Annotated in this window: 14 protein-coding genes; 7 read left to right on the top strand and 7 right to left on the bottom strand. The window is 55.9% G+C overall.

The window, feature by feature from the left end:
* The first annotated feature begins 494 nt into the window (after positions 1–494).
* Genes LB462_RS12505 through LB462_RS12495 form a run of 3 tightly spaced genes read left to right on the top strand, consistent with a single transcriptional unit; the run spans position 495 to position 5,023 of the window.
* Positions 495–3,350, top strand: coding sequence for a molybdopterin oxidoreductase family protein (locus LB462_RS12505; protein WP_224508328.1), 2,856 nt, complete (start codon positions 495–497; stop codon positions 3,348–3,350).
* On the top strand, positions 3,347–4,114 hold the full coding sequence (locus tag LB462_RS12500; protein ID WP_224508326.1) for a 4Fe-4S dicluster domain-containing protein: 768 nt from the start codon (positions 3,347–3,349) through the stop codon (positions 4,112–4,114). Before LB462_RS12505 ends, LB462_RS12500 begins: the two co-directional genes overlap by 4 nt.
* Positions 4,115–4,117: 3 nt before the next feature.
* Positions 4,118–5,023, top strand: coding sequence for a dimethyl sulfoxide reductase anchor subunit family protein (locus LB462_RS12495; protein ID WP_224508324.1), 906 nt, complete (start codon positions 4,118–4,120; stop codon positions 5,021–5,023).
* Here LB462_RS12495 and LB462_RS12490 read toward each other — a convergent pair.
* The 6 genes from LB462_RS12490 to LB462_RS12465 all read right to left on the bottom strand — a co-directional run bounded on the left by LB462_RS12490 (position 5,020) and on the right by LB462_RS12465 (position 10,511).
* On the bottom strand, positions 5,020–5,955 hold the full coding sequence (locus tag LB462_RS12490; RefSeq protein ID WP_224508322.1) for a lipid A biosynthesis lauroyl acyltransferase: 936 nt from the start codon (positions 5,953–5,955) through the stop codon (positions 5,020–5,022). The genes LB462_RS12495 and LB462_RS12490 overlap by 4 nt on opposite strands.
* 6 nt (positions 5,956–5,961) lie before the next feature.
* Positions 5,962–6,990, bottom strand: a complete 1,029-nt coding sequence (locus tag LB462_RS12485) for a zinc-binding dehydrogenase (protein ID WP_224508320.1) — start codon at positions 6,988–6,990, stop codon at positions 5,962–5,964.
* Between the two features lie 26 nt (positions 6,991–7,016).
* Positions 7,017–8,294, bottom strand: coding sequence for a beta-ketoacyl-ACP synthase (locus LB462_RS12480; protein ID WP_224508319.1), 1,278 nt, complete (start codon positions 8,292–8,294; stop codon positions 7,017–7,019).
* Positions 8,295–8,305: 11 nt separating this feature from the next.
* Positions 8,306–9,490 carry a beta-ketoacyl-ACP synthase gene (locus tag LB462_RS12475; RefSeq protein WP_224508317.1) on the bottom strand — a complete coding sequence of 395 codons (1,185 nt, stop codon included), beginning with the start codon at positions 9,488–9,490 and terminating at the stop codon, positions 8,306–8,308.
* 45 nt (positions 9,491–9,535) lie between these two features.
* A complete protein-coding gene (locus LB462_RS12470; RefSeq protein ID WP_008123430.1) occupies positions 9,536–9,817 on the bottom strand; it encodes an acyl carrier protein in 282 nt (93 codons plus the stop codon).
* A gap of 106 nt (positions 9,818–9,923) precedes the next feature.
* Positions 9,924–10,511, bottom strand: coding sequence for a histidine phosphatase family protein (locus LB462_RS12465; protein ID WP_224508316.1), 588 nt, complete (start codon positions 10,509–10,511; stop codon positions 9,924–9,926).
* 99 nt (positions 10,512–10,610) lie between these two features.
* Between LB462_RS12465 and LB462_RS12460 the strand changes: the two genes are divergently transcribed.
* The 3 genes from LB462_RS12460 (at position 10,611) to LB462_RS12450 (ending at position 14,201) form a co-directional block, all read left to right on the top strand.
* Positions 10,611–11,567: an AEC family transporter gene (locus LB462_RS12460; protein ID WP_224508314.1), complete on the top strand. Its 957-nt coding sequence runs from the start codon at positions 10,611–10,613 to the stop codon at positions 11,565–11,567.
* A 145-nt stretch (positions 11,568–11,712) separates the two neighbouring features.
* On the top strand, positions 11,713–13,170 hold the full coding sequence (locus LB462_RS12455; protein WP_224508735.1) for an NAD-dependent succinate-semialdehyde dehydrogenase: 1,458 nt from the start codon (positions 11,713–11,715) through the stop codon (positions 13,168–13,170).
* A gap of 5 nt (positions 13,171–13,175) precedes the next feature.
* Positions 13,176–14,201: an aldose epimerase family protein gene (locus LB462_RS12450; protein ID WP_224508312.1), complete on the top strand. Its 1,026-nt coding sequence runs from the start codon at positions 13,176–13,178 to the stop codon at positions 14,199–14,201.
* On the opposite strand, the gene LB462_RS12445 is transcribed toward LB462_RS12450, so the two are convergent.
* A complete protein-coding gene (locus LB462_RS12445) occupies positions 14,198–15,115 on the bottom strand; it encodes a sugar kinase (protein WP_224508310.1) in 918 nt (305 codons plus the stop codon). The genes LB462_RS12450 and LB462_RS12445 overlap by 4 nt on opposite strands.
* A gap of 134 nt (positions 15,116–15,249) precedes the next feature.
* On the opposite strand from LB462_RS12445, the gene LB462_RS12440 reads away from it, so the two are divergent.
* Positions 15,250–15,864 carry a pyridoxamine 5'-phosphate oxidase family protein gene (locus LB462_RS12440; protein ID WP_224508308.1) on the top strand — a complete coding sequence of 205 codons (615 nt, stop codon included), beginning with the start codon at positions 15,250–15,252 and terminating at the stop codon, positions 15,862–15,864.

Genomic DNA, 15,864 nt, shown 5'->3' with positions numbered 1-15,864 from the left:
TCCAATTCATCGACAGGACCACGAAATGCTCCGCGAAAAAAGAGTAGCAGAGAAAGAATTTGTATTCATCGACCAGGATAATGCTGGACTCTCCGCCAAGCGGAGCGGGACATGCATTCCGGGTGTTCTCTGCGTGATTGGCCTCATCCTGGCAATTGCACTGCTCACACCAGAGCGGGCTACGGAGCATTCGCAACCGCCCGCATTGGAGCAGATACAATGACGCGGGCTGCGGCCCGTGGGATCGGCACAGCCGTTCACTAGCTCTAGCCCAGCGATCAGCCCACTAGTTTTACCAGTCCGGTTGGGACTGGTGCCGTTTTCCTGACAACGCAATCCCCTAGACCCGCTAAGATGTTAGTGAGTCGGACGCGCATGCTCTTTGCAAAACCCGCAGATTTCTTGCAAGACTGCCGCTAAAGGATCGAGACAGATGGTTGGCTGAAGCAGGTCACGCGCCATTTTGTCTTGGTGAACAAGGGGGCGCATCGGGTATGAATTCAGAACCAGTCCTTGCTTTATCGGAGCCGGTTGGTGATGAGATTCGGAAAACCACCTGCTATATGTGCGCCTGCCGTTGCGGCATCGATGTCCATCTGAAAGACGGCAAAATCCGCTACATCGAGGGTAACCGCGACCACCCGATCAACAAGGGGGTCTTGTGTGCCAAAGGATCAGCCGGAATTATGCAGCACTATTCGCCGGCGCGATTGCGAGCGCCGCTGTTACGAACAGGACCACGCGGTTCAGGCGAATTCAAAGAAATCAGCTGGGAAGAAGCGTTGGCGTTGGCTGTCGATTGGCTGCAGCTGTTGCGGGAAACCGCGCCGCAGAAGCTCGCTTTCTTTACGGGCCGCGATCAAAGCCAGGCTCTGACCAGCTTCTGGGCGCAAAATTTCGGCACACCGAACTACGCGGCACATGGCGGTTTTTGTTCGGTCAACATGGCGGCCGCAGGGATTTATACGATTGGTGGTGCGTTCTGGGAATTTGGCGCGCCCGATTGGGACAAAACCAAGCTATTTGTTTTGTTCGGTGTGGCGGAGGATCATGATTCCAACCCGATCAAGATCGGTATTTCCAAACTCAAGAAGCGTGGGGCGCGTTTTGTTTCGGTCAATCCGGTGCGCACGGGCTATTCCGCTATCGCTGATAACTGGATCGGCATCCGTCCTGGTACCGATGGACTGCTCATTCTTGCCGTCATCCATGAACTTTTTCGCACCGGCAAGATCGATCTTGATTATCTCCAGCGCTATACCAATGCGCCTTGGCTGGTGATCGATGACGAGGGTAGGGAAGACCACGGGCTTTTCCTGCGCGACGATCTCGGCAAGGCCTTGGTGCGTGACCGCAAATCCGGTGCGCTTGTGCGATTTGACGAACCGGGTCATGTCGCTGATCTCAATGCTGAATTCGTCACAGAAGATAGTCGGAAGGTGCGCAGCGTCCTACGGCTAATGGCAGAGAAATATCTCGATCCGAAATATGCACCCGATGCAGTCGCGGCAGAGACTGGGGTTGCGGCGAGTACGATCCGTGGGCTGGCTTCGGAAATCGCGCGAGTAGCTTTTGAGGAAGAGATCGTTCTCAAACAACCGTGGACCGACATGAAAGGCGAGCAGCACGAGGTAATGATCGGACGGCCGGTGAGCTTTCATGCCATGCGCGGCATCTCCGCTCATTCGAATGGATTTCAGTCGGCGCGTGCATTGCACGTTTTACAGACGATCATCGGCTCCATCGACTGCCCGGGCGGCTATCGGTACAAGCCGCCTTATCCCAAACCGGTGACGGCCCACCCAAGACCGCATGGCAGAGCGGAACATGTGCAGCCCGGCCAACCGCTTGCGGGGCCGCATCTTGGATATCCGCTTGGACCCGAAGACCTTCTCGTCGATAGTGAGGGCAAGCCGCAGCGGATCGACAAAGCTTTTTCCTGGGAAGCGCCGCTTTCCGCACACGGCATGATGCATATGGTCATCGCCAATGCCTGCGCTGGCGATCCTTATCCCGTCGACGTGCTGTTCCTGTACATGGCCAATATGGCGTGGAACTCCTCGATGAATACGCGTGGCACGATCAAGATGCTGGAAGAGCGCGACGAGACAACCGGCGAATATAAAATCCCGAAGATCATCTATTCGGACGCGTATTCATCGGAAATGGTTGCCTATGCCGATCTTGTCTTGCCAGATACGACCTATCTGGAGCGTCACGACTGTATCTCGCTGCTCGACCGGCCCATCTCCGAACCTGACGCCGCCTGCGATGCAATTCGCTGGCCAGTGCTGGAGCCGGACAGGGATGTGCGCGGGTTTCAGTCCGTGCTGATCGATCTCGGAGCCCGCTTGAAATTGCCGGGTTTCGTCGATGATAGAGGTGTGGCGCTGTACACAGATTATGCGGACTATATCGTCAATCACCAGCGCAAGCCCGGTATCGGCCCACTCTCGGGGTGGCGCGGTGCGGATACCAAAGGCGAGGGCAGGGGCACGCCTAATGAAGATCAGCTGAAAAACTATATTGATCACGGTGCGTTCTGGATGAAGCACATTCCCGATGAGGCACTCTATTTCAAGCACCACAATGCCGCTTATCAACAGTTCGCCATTGATATGGGTTTCTTTGATGCACCGCAGCCGGTCACCCTTCAGCTCTATGTCGAGACGCTGCAGAAGTTCCGGCTATCGGCGATGGGTGTTCGGCAACCGTTCGCGCCCGAACAATACCGCGAACGCCTGCTCGATTGTTTCGATCCGCTACCGGACTGGTACCGGCCCTTCGAAGAACAGGGCGTCGACGCCACAGAATTTCCCTATCATGCGATCACTCAGCGGCCGATGGCGATGTATCATTCCTGGGGCTCGCAGAATGCATGGCTGCGACAGATACACACGAAAAATCCATTGTATGTCCCGGGTACGATTTGCGACGAGCTGGGGTTGAAGGATGGCGATTGGGCCTGGGTCATTTCGCATCACGGCCGGATCAAATGCGAAATTGCGCGGACCGATGCGGTGAATGGCAAAACCATGTGGACATGGAATGCGATCGGCAAGCGTAAGGGCGCTTGGGCGCTTGATCCGCACGCGCCCGAAGCAACCAAGGGATTCCTCCTCAACCATCTCATTCACGAACTTTTGCCACCAAAAGCCGATGGGATGCGCTGGTCGAACTCCGATCCTATTACGGGGCAGGCCGCCTGGTATGACTTGCGCGTGCGCATTGAAAAGGCCCAGGCTGGGGTGGAGATCAGCGAACCGTATTTCGCTGCAATCAAACCTCCTGGCAGCCAATCGCAACCAGTCGATGAACTGCGTTACGGGCAGGAATGGTCGTCAAAATGACCAGTCTTCCGCAAAATCGTACCGCAAAAAAACTCGGGCTGGTGATCGATCTTGATGTATGTGTCGGCTGCCATGCCTGTGTAATCAGTTGCAAGGAATGGAATACCGGCGGCTATGGCAGTGCGCTGTCGGACCAGCATCCCTATGGCGAGGATGTTTCAGGTACGTTTCTCAACCGCATCCACAGTTTTGAAGTCGCGCCCGAAGGCGGACAAATTATCGGTGAAGCTGGCGACGCCCGCGTTGTGCACTTTCCAAAGTCCTGCTTGCATTGCGAAGACGCGCCGTGTGTCACGGTTTGCCCGACTGGAGCGTCTTACAAGCGTACCGAGGACGGCATCGTGCTGGTGGATGAGGACAAGTGCATCGGCTGTGGACTTTGCGCCTGGGCCTGTGCCTATGGGGCTCGGGAGATGGATCTTGCTGCCGGCGTGATGAAGAAGTGCACACTGTGCGTCGACCGCGTCTACAATGAGACACTGAAGCAAGAAGACCGCGTTCCGTCCTGTGTCAGGACTTGTCCGGTCAATGCCCGGCATTTTGGCGACCTTGGCGATCCGAATTCCGATGTGGCCATCATGGTGGTCGAACGCGGTGGTTTCGATCTTATGCCGGAGCAGGAAACACGGCCCACCAACAAGTACCTACCACCTCGTCCACGGAAGTCGTTGAGCGAAAGCATGCCAATAATACCTCTTGCAGAGAACACCGAAGGCGCGCGCGGATTTTTCGCTTGGCTCGACAAGACGCTGGACCGGATCTAGGCGATGCATCCAGCGTATTCGATTATTGTTTTCACGACGCTGTCAGGTCTGGGCTACGGACTTGCGGTCGTGCTTGGGCTCGGTTTTCTGGATCCGTCGCTGCTAATGACCAAGCTTGCCTATTTGACTTCGCTGGCACTGATCAGCATTGGACTGGCAGCTTCGCTCTTGCATCTTGGCAACCCGCAACGTGCATGGCGGGCCCTGAGCCAATGGCGCTCCAGCTGGTTGTCACGCGAGGGTGTGATGGCAATCGCGACGTTTGTCCCCCTGACGTTGAGTGCTGCGCTGGCAATCTTCGCCGATAGGCATGATGTGATTTTGGGGTTTATCACTGTGCTTGGTGCTTTGGTGACAGTCTATTGCACGTCGATGATCTACGCGTCGCTCAAGACTGTGGACTCGTGGCATACGAAACTGACTCCGTTGTGTTTTCTGTTGTTTTCGCTAGCCGGTGGTTTCTTGTTCGCAAGCGCCTTCGTGGGCGGAAATGCGTTGGTCGAGGAGTTGCTGGCGCTTCTGTTCGTCCTCCTGGCGTTAGTCGCCAAACTGGTTTGGCGCAACCGCGCCACGACACTCTTACCCATTTCGACGCCGGAAACGGCAACCGGTCTTGGTTTCATCGGCAAGGTGCGGCTGTTTGAGCGTCCGCATGCGCTGGACAACTATCTGACGCGGGAGATGGGCTTTCGCGTTGCCCGTAAACACACCGCAAAGCTGTGGGTGATCGCTTTCGTTTTCGGTGTGGCTCTGCCTATCCTGGCGCTTTTGTTGGCGATGACCATTGGCGAAGGGCTGACCGCGCAGATTGCGCTTGTTTTCAGCGTCATCGCATATGTGTTGGGGATTCTTGTTGAGCGCTGGCTGTTCTTCGCCGAAGCCAAACATGCGGTGATGAACTACTACTAATTGCTGTTCCAGCGCTTGTGGAACCACATCCACTGGCCGGGGTATTCGCGCACCCAGGACTCGACCTTGTCGTTCAGAGCCTGGACAGTTGCGGCGAGGTCCACGGCTCCTTTGTCATCGCGCGGTATCTCCATCTTCTCTTCAAGTTCCAGCCGAAACCGGCCACCGGGCAGGCGCACACAGCGCGCCGGATATACATTGCACTCATATTGACGCACGAGTTTCGCGAGAAGTGGATTGGTTTTGCATGGGCGGTTGAAAAAAGTAGAAGGGATGCCGCGTTTGAATTTTTGATCGACCAGCATGCCGACGTTGCCATTGTTGTTGAGGACGGTGGCGAGCGACCAAGCTGCACCGGCCTTCGACGGAACGAGATGCCCCATGTTGGTGCGGCGTGCCCCGAGGATTTTCTTGGCAACATAGGGGTTGTTCGGTGGGCGAAACAGCGCAGTGACGTTCAGATCGAATGTCGCCGCGCAGATCGGCAGCAGCTCGAAATTCCCCGTATGACCTGTGAAGAATATATGCGGGCGGTCCTTCTCGTCCCGTATGCGTTCGAAGATTTCGCGACCCTGAACCTCGACTAGTCCGGGCGTGTCGCTGTGCGGATCGAAATCGAAGATCGCATCCAGAAACACATACTCGGCCGTCAGGCGCGCCATGTTACCCCACATGTCGCGCGCAATCTTCTGCAGTTCCTCTTCGGGTTTCTCCGGATAGGCTTTACGCAGGTTGGTCATCGCAATGCGATGGCGGCCCATTAATGGGCCAATTTTACGCGCTGCGGCATCGGTAAAATCCATAGCCGCCTTCGCTGGCAGCATACGAAGCAATTTGAGGACACCGAAAATGACAAATGCCGACAGCCAGTAGTTGAATTTCTTCAACCGCTGGCTCCAACGGAATAGTGCCAACTTTGTATTGAGCTTCATTCTCGATCAGTTTACGCGCAGGATGATCTTGCCGAAGACGTCCCGGCCTTCCATCCGCTTCAATGCCGTATCGATATCATCGAAGCCGACTTCGGTGTCGATGACTGGATGGACAAGGCCACGCGCCATCTTCTGCATGGCATCAGCCATGTTTTCCATGCGGCACCCGAACGAGCCGAGAAGTTTCAACTGCTGCTGGAACAGCATCATAAGGTTCATGCTGGTTGAAACACCCGACGTCGAGCCGCAGGTGACCAGCCGCCCGCCGCGGCGCAGCGACAACATGGACCCCGCCCATGTATCGGCGCCGACATGTTCGAAGACAACATCAACACCCTTCTTCTTTGTCAGCTTGCGCACGACTCCCTCGAAGCGATCCTCGCGGTAATTGATGACGTGATCCGCCCCCAGCGCCTTGGCCTTCTCGATCTTGTTGTCCGAACCGACAGTTGTGATGACGGTACAGCCCATCTTCTTGGCGAGCTGGATTGCCGCCGAGCCAATACCGGAACCACCGGCGTGAACGAGAATCGTTTCTCCGGGTTCGAGCCTGGCATTATCAAACAGCATGTGCTCGACCGTTCCGAAGGTAACGGGTGCGACGGCAGCACCGATTTCATCGACGCCAGGAGGAGCCGGGACAAGTAAACGGGCTTTGAGGTTGACTTTCTCCTGGGCGAAACCATCGAGATGGAAACCGTGCACACCGGAGACATGTTCGCAAAGATTGTCGCGACCTTCACGGCAGGGACGGCACAATCCGCAGGTCTGTGCACCATAGATCGAGACGAGCTGGCCTGGCAGTAGATTGCCGACGCCCGCGCCGATCGCATCGACAACGCCCGAAGCTTCCGCGCCGATCGTCAATGGCATCTTGCGCTTGGCAAAGGCCATGCCCCGCCAGCCCCAGACATCGATGTGATTGAGCGCAACTGCTTTGATGTTGACGGTAACCTCACCGGGACCGGGCGCGGGCGGGGGCGCAACATCGACGATCTCGAGCTTGCGGTCTTCAATCAGTTGTAATGCACGCATATCCGTTTCCTTATTCAGGCCACGGATTAGTTCGGTTCTGCCGTCATGACAAGACACGTATTTTGTCCGCCGAAGCCGAATGAACTGGAAAGCACTGATGAGACACTTGCTTCGCGCTTAACGTTGGGGACGACATCCATGACAATTGCCGGATCAGGATTGTCATAGTTGATCGTTGGCGGGATGGTACCGGTCTGAATAGTCAATACAGAGAATACGGCTTCGATCGCACCGGCAGCGGTCAATGTATGGCCGATCATCGACTTGTTTGATGACACCGGCAATGATGAAATGCGATCGCCAAAGACGGTCGACAACGCCAGATATTCCATCTTGTCGTTTTCTGGCGTCGACGTTCCGTGAGCATTGATATAGTCGATTGCGTCTTCCTCAATCCCTGCATCTTCAAGGGACGCGCGAACCGCACCAATGGCCGGCGAACCGTCCGGCTTGGAACGGGTACGATGGAAGTCATCGGCCTTCTCGCCGCAACCACGCATGATGCCAAGAATATTTGCACCTCGTGCGACGGCCGATTCGAGCGATTCCATCACCATAGCGCCAGAGCCTTCTGCCATGACAAACCCATCCCGATCTTTCGAGAAGGGCTTTGCGGCCTTGTGGGCTGGCTCGTTATGGGTGGATAGCGCAGAGAGCAGCGAAAATCGGACCAGCGCTTCGGCGGAAACCGAGCCATCGGTACCGATCGACAGGACCCTGTCGCTTTCGCCGCGACGGATGGCTTCCACGCCCAGCTGAATGGCAGTCGCGCCAGAAGCACAGGCTGTAGACAAAGTGATCGGTAGACCGCGCGTGCCGAACTTATCGGCCAGAACCTCAGCGATATAGCCAAATTCCGCCGTGTTGAACATGTCGACCTGCGGGCCTCGACGGCATGCGGCGAGCAGCAGGTCGTATCCGGGCTCGCCTTCAGACTTGACCAATGCGTCCAAGGCAAAGCGATTGCGCCATTCGAGTTCGACCGGTGGAGCAGCCAGGAAAAGCGGGCCGCCGAAGTCATCGACTGGAAAACCGGCCTGCGCTACAGCTTCCTCCGCTGCAAGCGACGCCAGCTTTTGCGACAATGTCGAAGCGCCCTTGGTGCTTTCTTCAAGAAAATCGACAGTCCCGGCGATCTGCGTTCGCAGATTGTCTAGGGCGAACCGTGTAATCGTGTGGATGCCGGACGTGCCGGAAGTCAGCGCAGCCCAGTTCTCTTCCTTACCTTGCCCGAGGGATGAGACAACGCCTAGGCCGGTTATGGCGACAAGGGGGCGGCCGAGATGATCAGTATATTTGGACATGGAAATATCCCTTAAACTTTGACCAGGCGGGCAACGCCTTCGCTGCGAGTTCCGCCAATGGACGTCGCCAGCGCGGTATTGACGTCGGACGGTCCGGCTCTCTCATTCTTCGCGTCGACAGGCGGGAACGCAGATCCATTGAAAACGCTTAGCGCAGCCAGAGCAACAACCAGTGGGAATTGTGCTTCGCGCAGATGGCCGAGTTTGCCCGCGACGCCGCGCACCGCCGAACTCGAGAATGTATCGAGCGCCGCTTTCTCTACCGCGGTTACGTGTTTAGCCCCGCTGGCGCCTGAAATGATCAGGTCTGCAGCTTTGTCTGAACTGGCCGCGCCGATCAGCTTGGCTACGGTTTGCGTTAAGTCATCGCGGCGGCGGCGAATCTGCGCGCTGTAGACGCCATCGATGGCGGCATATACGCGTGCACCGCGTTTTTTGGCGTGATCAGCACTTTCCAGAACCAGGAATGCTCCACCAGAGCCGGTAACGATCCCGCCCCCCGCGCTGTCTTCTCTTTGCCAAAGCGGCGCCCAACCATCGCGCTTGAGCATCCCGTTCAATTCGTATCCCAACAACATGTCTGGATGCTGGGAATTGTACGCACCACCAACAAGCGCATGTGTACTCTGTCCGGAGCGAATACGAGCTACAGCTGTATCGATCGCCGAGATACCCGAGCCTTCCTCACCCATGAATGTACGTGAAGAACCGGTGACTTTGTGGACGATGGAGATATTTCCAGCAAGCAGGTTCGAAAGCTGTGCCAGAAACAAGGTTGGGCGCAGCTCGGTCGTGAGCTTCTCGTTTAGCATCGTTCCGATATCATTGCGCACACGCGCTTCGGCAAGGATTTGCGTGTCTACCGAGACGTCGCGTTCCCCACCGCCTGCCGCCACTACCATATCCATGCTGGCGCAGAGCGATTCGTCGTCTTTTATGCCTGCATCCTGCAGCGCGAGGCCAGCTGTGTAGGTCCCTATACGCTGCCACGTCTCCATCTGCCGCTGGTCACCGCGCTTCGGTATCTGGTTGTTCCAGTCGACTTCGACGAGCGGATGAACAGTATAAGGCTTGAACGTTTCGCTATCGATGCGGGGTTCGAGCCCGTCATTGAATGCCTTCCAATGGGCATCGACGCCTTCGCCAAGTGATGAAATCAGTCCGATACCAGTAATGACGACGGTGTTGTTCTGCATTGTCTCGCAACACCGTTTGTACGGTGTACCCGGTTAGCTGGGAAATCAGGCCTTCTTGGCAGCGACGAGTTCGTCGATCTTGGCACACAGGTTTTTCAACACGAAGTATTCTTCGGTCGGAACCTTGCCGTCATTGACTTCCTGCGTCCACTGTTCGAGCGGGATCTTGATACCGAAGGCCTTGTCGATCGCAAAAACGATGTCCAGGAAATCAAGGCTATCGATCCCCAGATCGTCAATTGTGTGACTCTCCGGCGTAATGGAGTCGCGATCGATCTCGCTGGTTTCGGCAATGATGTCGGCGACCTTGTCGAATGTATCGGACAATTGATTTTCCTTTGCTTATCGTGCCTCAGGCAAGGGCACTGATGTAGAATGAAGCCGGTATCTAGCGTTTTTCATGCCTCAGGGAAAGACCAAAGCTGCGCTGTGATTAGTCGAATATGATTCTTCCTGCGATATGGATGGTTTCACCTTCCTCGGCTTTGGAAACAACGACCGCTTCTGTCGGACGTGGCGTAACGCCGGTGAGAGCGATGATATTGGCGCGATCAGTCATCATTACCAGGTTGCCAAGGCCCTTGAATGCGACGACCGCCGCACGAATTTGGTCGATCTGGATTTGTTTGGCAGCTTCGTTCGCAGGCAGTGGATCGAGTGGCTTAAAGATTTCAGCGGAGCTTGAATCGAATGACAGCCGTGCGGTTTCCCGTGCATTGCAGGTAGAACTTGTAAGAACTTTGTCGATTCGCACTCCGCGTGCGGCAAAACGGGCTCCAAGTTTTTGCGCCAGCTGGCGCCCGCGGTCGGAGAGCGTTTGCGTGACCGAACAATCGGCCGAGCTGTCAATGGTTGGACTCAAGGTTCCGGAAGCATCGGCGCCTTGAATGAGAATTGTGTATCCGCCGCGCTGTACTCTCGCCCATGCAGCATCTGTCGCATATGCGTGCGATACGACAAAAACCAGGCTGAACAGCGCATACATAGAAATTGCCCAAGGGCGGAATTGCTTCAACATCATTCTCCTTAGCAGTCGAGATGGGGATTTGTTGAAGAAAAATAAAGCCATGCAACCAGAACGTCTTGCACCGCCGGATTTGCCGGCCTATTGCGGAACGCGATGGGTCTCATTCAAACAATCATCGTCGTTTTTGGTGTGATTGCCATCGCCTATGCAGCAGCGCATTTCAAGTTGCTGGATGAGCGAGTGGGTGACGGTCTATCCGATTTTGTCTTCGTAATCGCCGCACCTTTGCTGCTGTTCAGGACAATGGTGACTGCTGATTTCCATGGCACAGCTCCTTGGTCGCTGTGGACCGCCTATTTTATCGGTGTGATAGTCGCGTGGGCGGCATCGGATCTGGCGATCAAACTGTTCTTTGGACGAGACAACCGCGCCGGCGTTGTGGCCGGCGTCTCTGGAGCATTTTCCAATCTCGTTTTTCTTGGCATGCCGCTCATGCTCGGGGTCTTCGGCCAGAATGGCTTTGCGATCCTGTCTTTGATCGTCGCCGTCCATATGCCTGTCATGATGGCCGCCTCGATTACGCTGCACGAGTTGGCCATGAGGAGGGACGGCGTGTTCAAGGGCGAGAGTCATTGGGTCGCAGTGATCGGATCGTTCTTCAATAGCCTACTGCGCAACCCGTTTGTGCTGGGCATCCTCGCCGGCTGGCTATGGCGCTTGCTGGGTTTGCGAATGCCGGACGCAGCCGACGCGTTGATCGAGACCTTGAGTGGAGTGGCAGGACCCGTCGCGCTGTTCGCCATGGGCATGGGTCTGAAGAAGTTCGGCATTTCTGGAAATATAGCAGCAGCGGTGCTCATGTCTGCTATCAAACTTGTCCTTATGCCTGCCGTGGTGCTTGGCGCCGCGTGGTTGATTGGTCTGCCACCATTCACCGCGAAAATCGCCGTGGTTGCTGCCGCGCTCCCGGCTGGCGTCAATTCTTATTTGATTGCCACGCGCTTTGGCACGGGCCAGGCCCTCGCCTCCAATTCCATGGTGATGGCGACTGCTCTTTCAGCGCTGACACTGACGTTTTGGGTTTCCGTCGCCACGCGGATATTTGGTTGACGGAACCCCGTTGCAGCTTTTGCCAAAAAGGAGCAGGGTAGTTATATCGCCTTGACCAAGGCAGACATTGCCATGTGCAGTGCAGGGTTTATTTTTCACGGAACTCACGAACAACAATAACCCTTCGAACACAGGGAGAGACATGATGTTGCAGAAATCCAGCCAGTTCATGAAGCAGGCAAACCTCATTGACGGTGAGTGGGTGGCGGCAGATTCGGGCAAGACAATCGATGTCATCAACCCTGCTACCGGCCTGAAGATCGGTACCGTCCCAAATTCGGGCAAAGCTGAGACACAACGTGCCATCAACGCCGCAGCAAGGGCCTTCAAGACATGGCGCAAGACATCCGTTCTCGAACGCTCGAAACTGATGCGCAAGCTGCACGATGCCATTTTGGATAATCAAGATGCCCTCGCTGAGTTGCTGACACTGGAACAGGGTAAATCCCTTGCGGAATCCAAAGGTGAGATCGGCATGTCCGCCGCCTACATTCTCTGGTATGCAGAGGAAGCTCGCCGTACATATGGCGATGTTGTCCCTTCCCCTTGGGCCGATCGCAGAATTCTGGTCACTAAAGAGCCCGTGGGGGTCATTGCTGCAATAACGCCCTGGAATTTCCCTTCCTCCATGCTCGCGCGCAAGATCGGCCCGGCGCTGGCGTCCGGTTGTACGGCGGTGGTCAAACCTGCGACGCAGACGCCTTATTCAGGGCTGGTCTGGGGCTCTCTTTGTGAACAGGTTGGCATTCCAAAGGGTGTCGTCAACATTTTGACGGGGTCGGCGACGGAAATTGGCGGAGAAATTACGAGCAATGAGCTTGTTCGCAAGATCACCTTCACAGGATCGACGGAAATCGGCAAGATGCTGATCAAACAAGCTGCGGACACGGTCAAGAAAGTCTCCATGGAGCTTGGCGGCAACGCGCCGTTCATCGTTTTCGATGACGCTGATGTCGATCGGGCTGTAGACGGAGCGATCATCGCGAAGTTCCGCAATTCGGGTCAGACTTGCGTCTGCACCAACCGTTTTTTGGTACAGGCCGGCATCTATGACACATTCGTCGAGAAGTTTGCCGCCGCTACCCAGAAGCTCAAGATCGGAAATGGTCTGGAAGAGGGGACGCAGCAGGGGCCTTTGATCGATGACAAGGCTGTCGCCAAGGTCGAGGAATTTATAGCAGATGCCACGCAGAAGGGCGGCAAGATCATCACAGGCGGAAAACGTCATGCGCTTGGTGGCAGTTTCTTCGAGCCCACTGTGATCGCGGACGCTACGCCGGAAATGCTCTTCACCAAGGAGGAAATCTTTGGACCGGTAGCGCCGATCTACAAGTTTCAAACCGAGCAGGAAGCAGTCGACCTCGCGAACGATACGCAATTTGGTCTCGCCAGTTACTTCTACACACAGGATCTTGGGCGGGTGTTCCGCGTGTCGGAAGGGCTGAAATACGGTCTGATTGGCGTCAACGAGGGCATGATTACCACGGTGGAAGCCCCATTCGGCGGTTTGAAGGAATCCGGCCTCGGCAAGGAAGGCGGACACCAGGGTATCGAAGATTATCTCGACACGAAATATGTCTGCGTTGGCGGCTTGGGGTTGTAGAAAAAATGAATACGGAAGTTTTCGGCCACACGCCGGACGGCGAGGCAGTTCACCGCATTACAATTTCGGGTGGTGGATTAACCGCCGATGTATTGACGTGGGGTGCAGTTATCCAAGACTTGCGCCTCAAGGGGCATGAGCATCCGCTTGTCCTTGGGTATCGCGACTTTGCCGATTATCCCGCATACTCTCCCTACCTCGGTGCAACGATTGGCCGTTGTATCAACCGTATTCGTGACGGTGAGCTTGTGATCGACGGGAAGACTTACGAGCTCGAAAAAAACTTTCATGGCAGGCATAATATCCATGGCGGGAGCCGCGGTGCTGGCAAACGCAGCTGGGATGTTGTCGCTATTGGTCCGGATTACGTCACATTGACGGTCCAGCTTGGTGACGGCGAGATGGGTTTTCCTGGAAATCTGACAATCACGTGTACTTATATGCTGGAGCCCAAGGGAACTCTTGTGATCCGAATGGATGCGGTCACGGACAAGCCGACGATCTGCAATCTTGCGCATCACAGCTATTTCAATCTTGATGACGGAGGCGCAACCGAGGCGCTCGATCATCAGGTCAGGATCGATGCGCAAGCCTACCTGCCGACGGACAGTGATCTCCTGCCCGACGGCCGCGTCATACCCGTGGCCAGGACGACGCACGATTTCCGAGAATATCGGGTCGTCCGGCGCGAAGTGGACGGCAAGCAGGTCGTTTATGACAATAATTTCTGCCTTGCCAGCGAGCGCCGCCCATTGTGCCTTGTCGCTTCGGTAAAAGGTGCCGATTCCGGCGTCGAGATGAATGTTTCCACAACCGAGCCTGGCGTGCAATTCTACGCGGCCAACACACTAGGCGGAAAACCGCCCATCGGGCTGACCGGCAAGACTTACGACAACTATGCAGGCCTTTGCTTCGAAGCGCAGACCTGGCCCGACTCCACTCACTTTCCGTATTTTCCTCAAGCGATTTTGCGGCCTGACGAAGTCTACAGCCAGATGACCAAATACAGCTTCAAGAAAACGAAGTCCTAGGCCTCGAACGCCTTGCGTGCTTCTTCCATAGGGGCCAGCGCACCATGGAATTCGACTACGCGTGCGGCCACCTTGTGCGCGTTGACCGCGGCGACAAGTGGATCGAGACCCGCGAGGCGCGAAGCAATGTATCCGCCGTTGAAGCTGTCGCCAGCGCCCGTCGTGTCGACAGCGTTGGCGCGAACAGCCGGCACTTCAGTAGTTGTTCCGCCGGCAATGACCAACGCCGGCTCCGTGCCATCTTTGACGACGATCTCGCGCACACCATAACCAGTGATGCGTATAGCGGTATCGGCAGGCGTTGTATCACCGAACAGGGCGTTCTCATCCGGAAATGTTGGTAACGCGATATCGGTGACGTGAAATGCGTTGCTCAAAACCTGCCGCGCGGTGTCGGCATTTTCCCACAGGCGAGGGCGGTAATTGGCATCGAAGACGACAAGCGAACCTTGACGGCGAGCATTGCTGACGGCGTTGAGGACATTCTGGCGACTTTTGGGGCTCAGAATACCCATCGTGATACCGGAAAAGTAGATGACTTGTCGACCATCCAGGCTTTTCGCCAAGGCGTCAGGATCATCGGCCAGATGGCGCGCTGCGGCATCGTTGCGCCAATAGGTAAATGAGCGCTCGCTACCGGTTAGCGTGATGGCATAGATTCCGGGGCGAGCGCCAACGATGGTCGGGCTATGGGCGGTATTGATAGCATTATCGCGGAGGAATTTGCGCTGTTTCACCGAGAAAGGATCGTCGCCGAAGGCGGTGACATAATCGACAGCAAAATCTGTGTCGGTGAGGGCTCGAACATACCAGGTAGTGTTGAGGGTGTCTCCCGCAAAACCCATGCGCCACTGATCGCCATTGGCGCCGGACAATTCGATCATGCACTCGCCAATGGCTGCAAATCCGCTCATAAAATCCTCCGCTGCTCCGGTCGCAGCGACTGATATACAAGTGCATTGCCGTTGTCATTTCATAAAAAAGCGAACTGTCATAATCAGTTCGTCATGCCGTGTTAGTCGGCGAACACGTCTTGAAGGAGAATTCAATGTCGCGGATCACGACAATCGAACAGCTCGAAGCCATCTACGGCGGCGGCATAACTGAAGCATCCACAGCCAAAGTTGCCGCTCGGATTACGCCGGAATACCGCAAGTTGATCGAGGGTTCGCCCTTTGTGGCGCTCGCAACAAGCGGTCCTGAAGGTCTCGATTGTTCACCACGCGGTGATCTCGCGGGTTTTGTGAGGATTCACGACGAATCGACGTTGATGATGCCAGATCGCCGCGGCAACAACCGCGTTGACTCGCTCCGAAATATAGTTCGAGATCCGCGCGTGGCTCTGCTCTTCCTCATTCCCGGACTGACGACAACGTTTCGCGTCAACGGGCGTGCATTTATCGATACGGATCAAGCACTGCTTGATTGTTTCGTCGTTGATGGCAAAGCGCCGCGTTCCGTCACCGTCGTGGAGGTGGAAGAGGCCTATTTTCAGTGCGCTCGTGCACTAATTCGCTCCGAATTGTGGAATCCGGCAAGGTACCGCTCGGCAAAAGATTTCCCCACTCCCGGGCAGATACTGGCGGCGCTGAGCGAAGATCGGGTAGGGGGAGAAACCTATGATCGCGAATGGCCGGAGCGCGCCGCAAAAACGATGTGGTAG

The organism is Phyllobacterium chamaecytisi (assembly GCF_020164455.1).
GTDB classification, from domain to species: domain Bacteria; phylum Pseudomonadota; class Alphaproteobacteria; order Rhizobiales; family Rhizobiaceae; genus Phyllobacterium; species Phyllobacterium chamaecytisi.
Note: the sequence above shows the minus strand (reverse complement) of the source record. Positions and strands in the feature narration are given on the sequence as shown.

Coding starts and splice junctions, on each gene's coding strand:
- LB462_RS12450 (WP_224508312.1), top strand. CDS start 13,176: ATGAATACGGAAGTTTTCGGCCACACGCCGGACGGCGAGGCAGTTCAC.
- LB462_RS12465 (WP_224508316.1), bottom strand. CDS start 10,511: ATGATGTTGAAGCAATTCCGCCCTTGGGCAATTTCTATGTATGCGCTG.
- LB462_RS12495 (WP_224508324.1), top strand. CDS start 4,118: ATGCATCCAGCGTATTCGATTATTGTTTTCACGACGCTGTCAGGTCTG.
- LB462_RS12490 (WP_224508322.1), bottom strand. CDS start 5,955: ATGAAGCTCAATACAAAGTTGGCACTATTCCGTTGGAGCCAGCGGTTG.
- LB462_RS12460 (WP_224508314.1), top strand. CDS start 10,611: ATGGGTCTCATTCAAACAATCATCGTCGTTTTTGGTGTGATTGCCATC.
- LB462_RS12485 (WP_224508320.1), bottom strand. CDS start 6,990: ATGCGTGCATTACAACTGATTGAAGACCGCAAGCTCGAGATCGTCGAT.
- LB462_RS12445 (WP_224508310.1), bottom strand. CDS start 15,115: ATGAGCGGATTTGCAGCCATTGGCGAGTGCATGATCGAATTGTCCGGC.
- LB462_RS12480 (WP_224508319.1), bottom strand. CDS start 8,294: ATGTCCAAATATACTGATCATCTCGGCCGCCCCCTTGTCGCCATAACC.
- LB462_RS12500 (WP_224508326.1), top strand. CDS start 3,347: ATGACCAGTCTTCCGCAAAATCGTACCGCAAAAAAACTCGGGCTGGTG.
- LB462_RS12455 (WP_224508735.1), top strand. CDS start 11,713: ATGTTGCAGAAATCCAGCCAGTTCATGAAGCAGGCAAACCTCATTGAC.
- LB462_RS12440 (WP_224508308.1), top strand. CDS start 15,250: ATGTCGCGGATCACGACAATCGAACAGCTCGAAGCCATCTACGGCGGC.
- LB462_RS12475 (WP_224508317.1), bottom strand. CDS start 9,490: ATGCAGAACAACACCGTCGTCATTACTGGTATCGGACTGATTTCATCA.
- LB462_RS12505 (WP_224508328.1), top strand. CDS start 495: ATGAATTCAGAACCAGTCCTTGCTTTATCGGAGCCGGTTGGTGATGAG.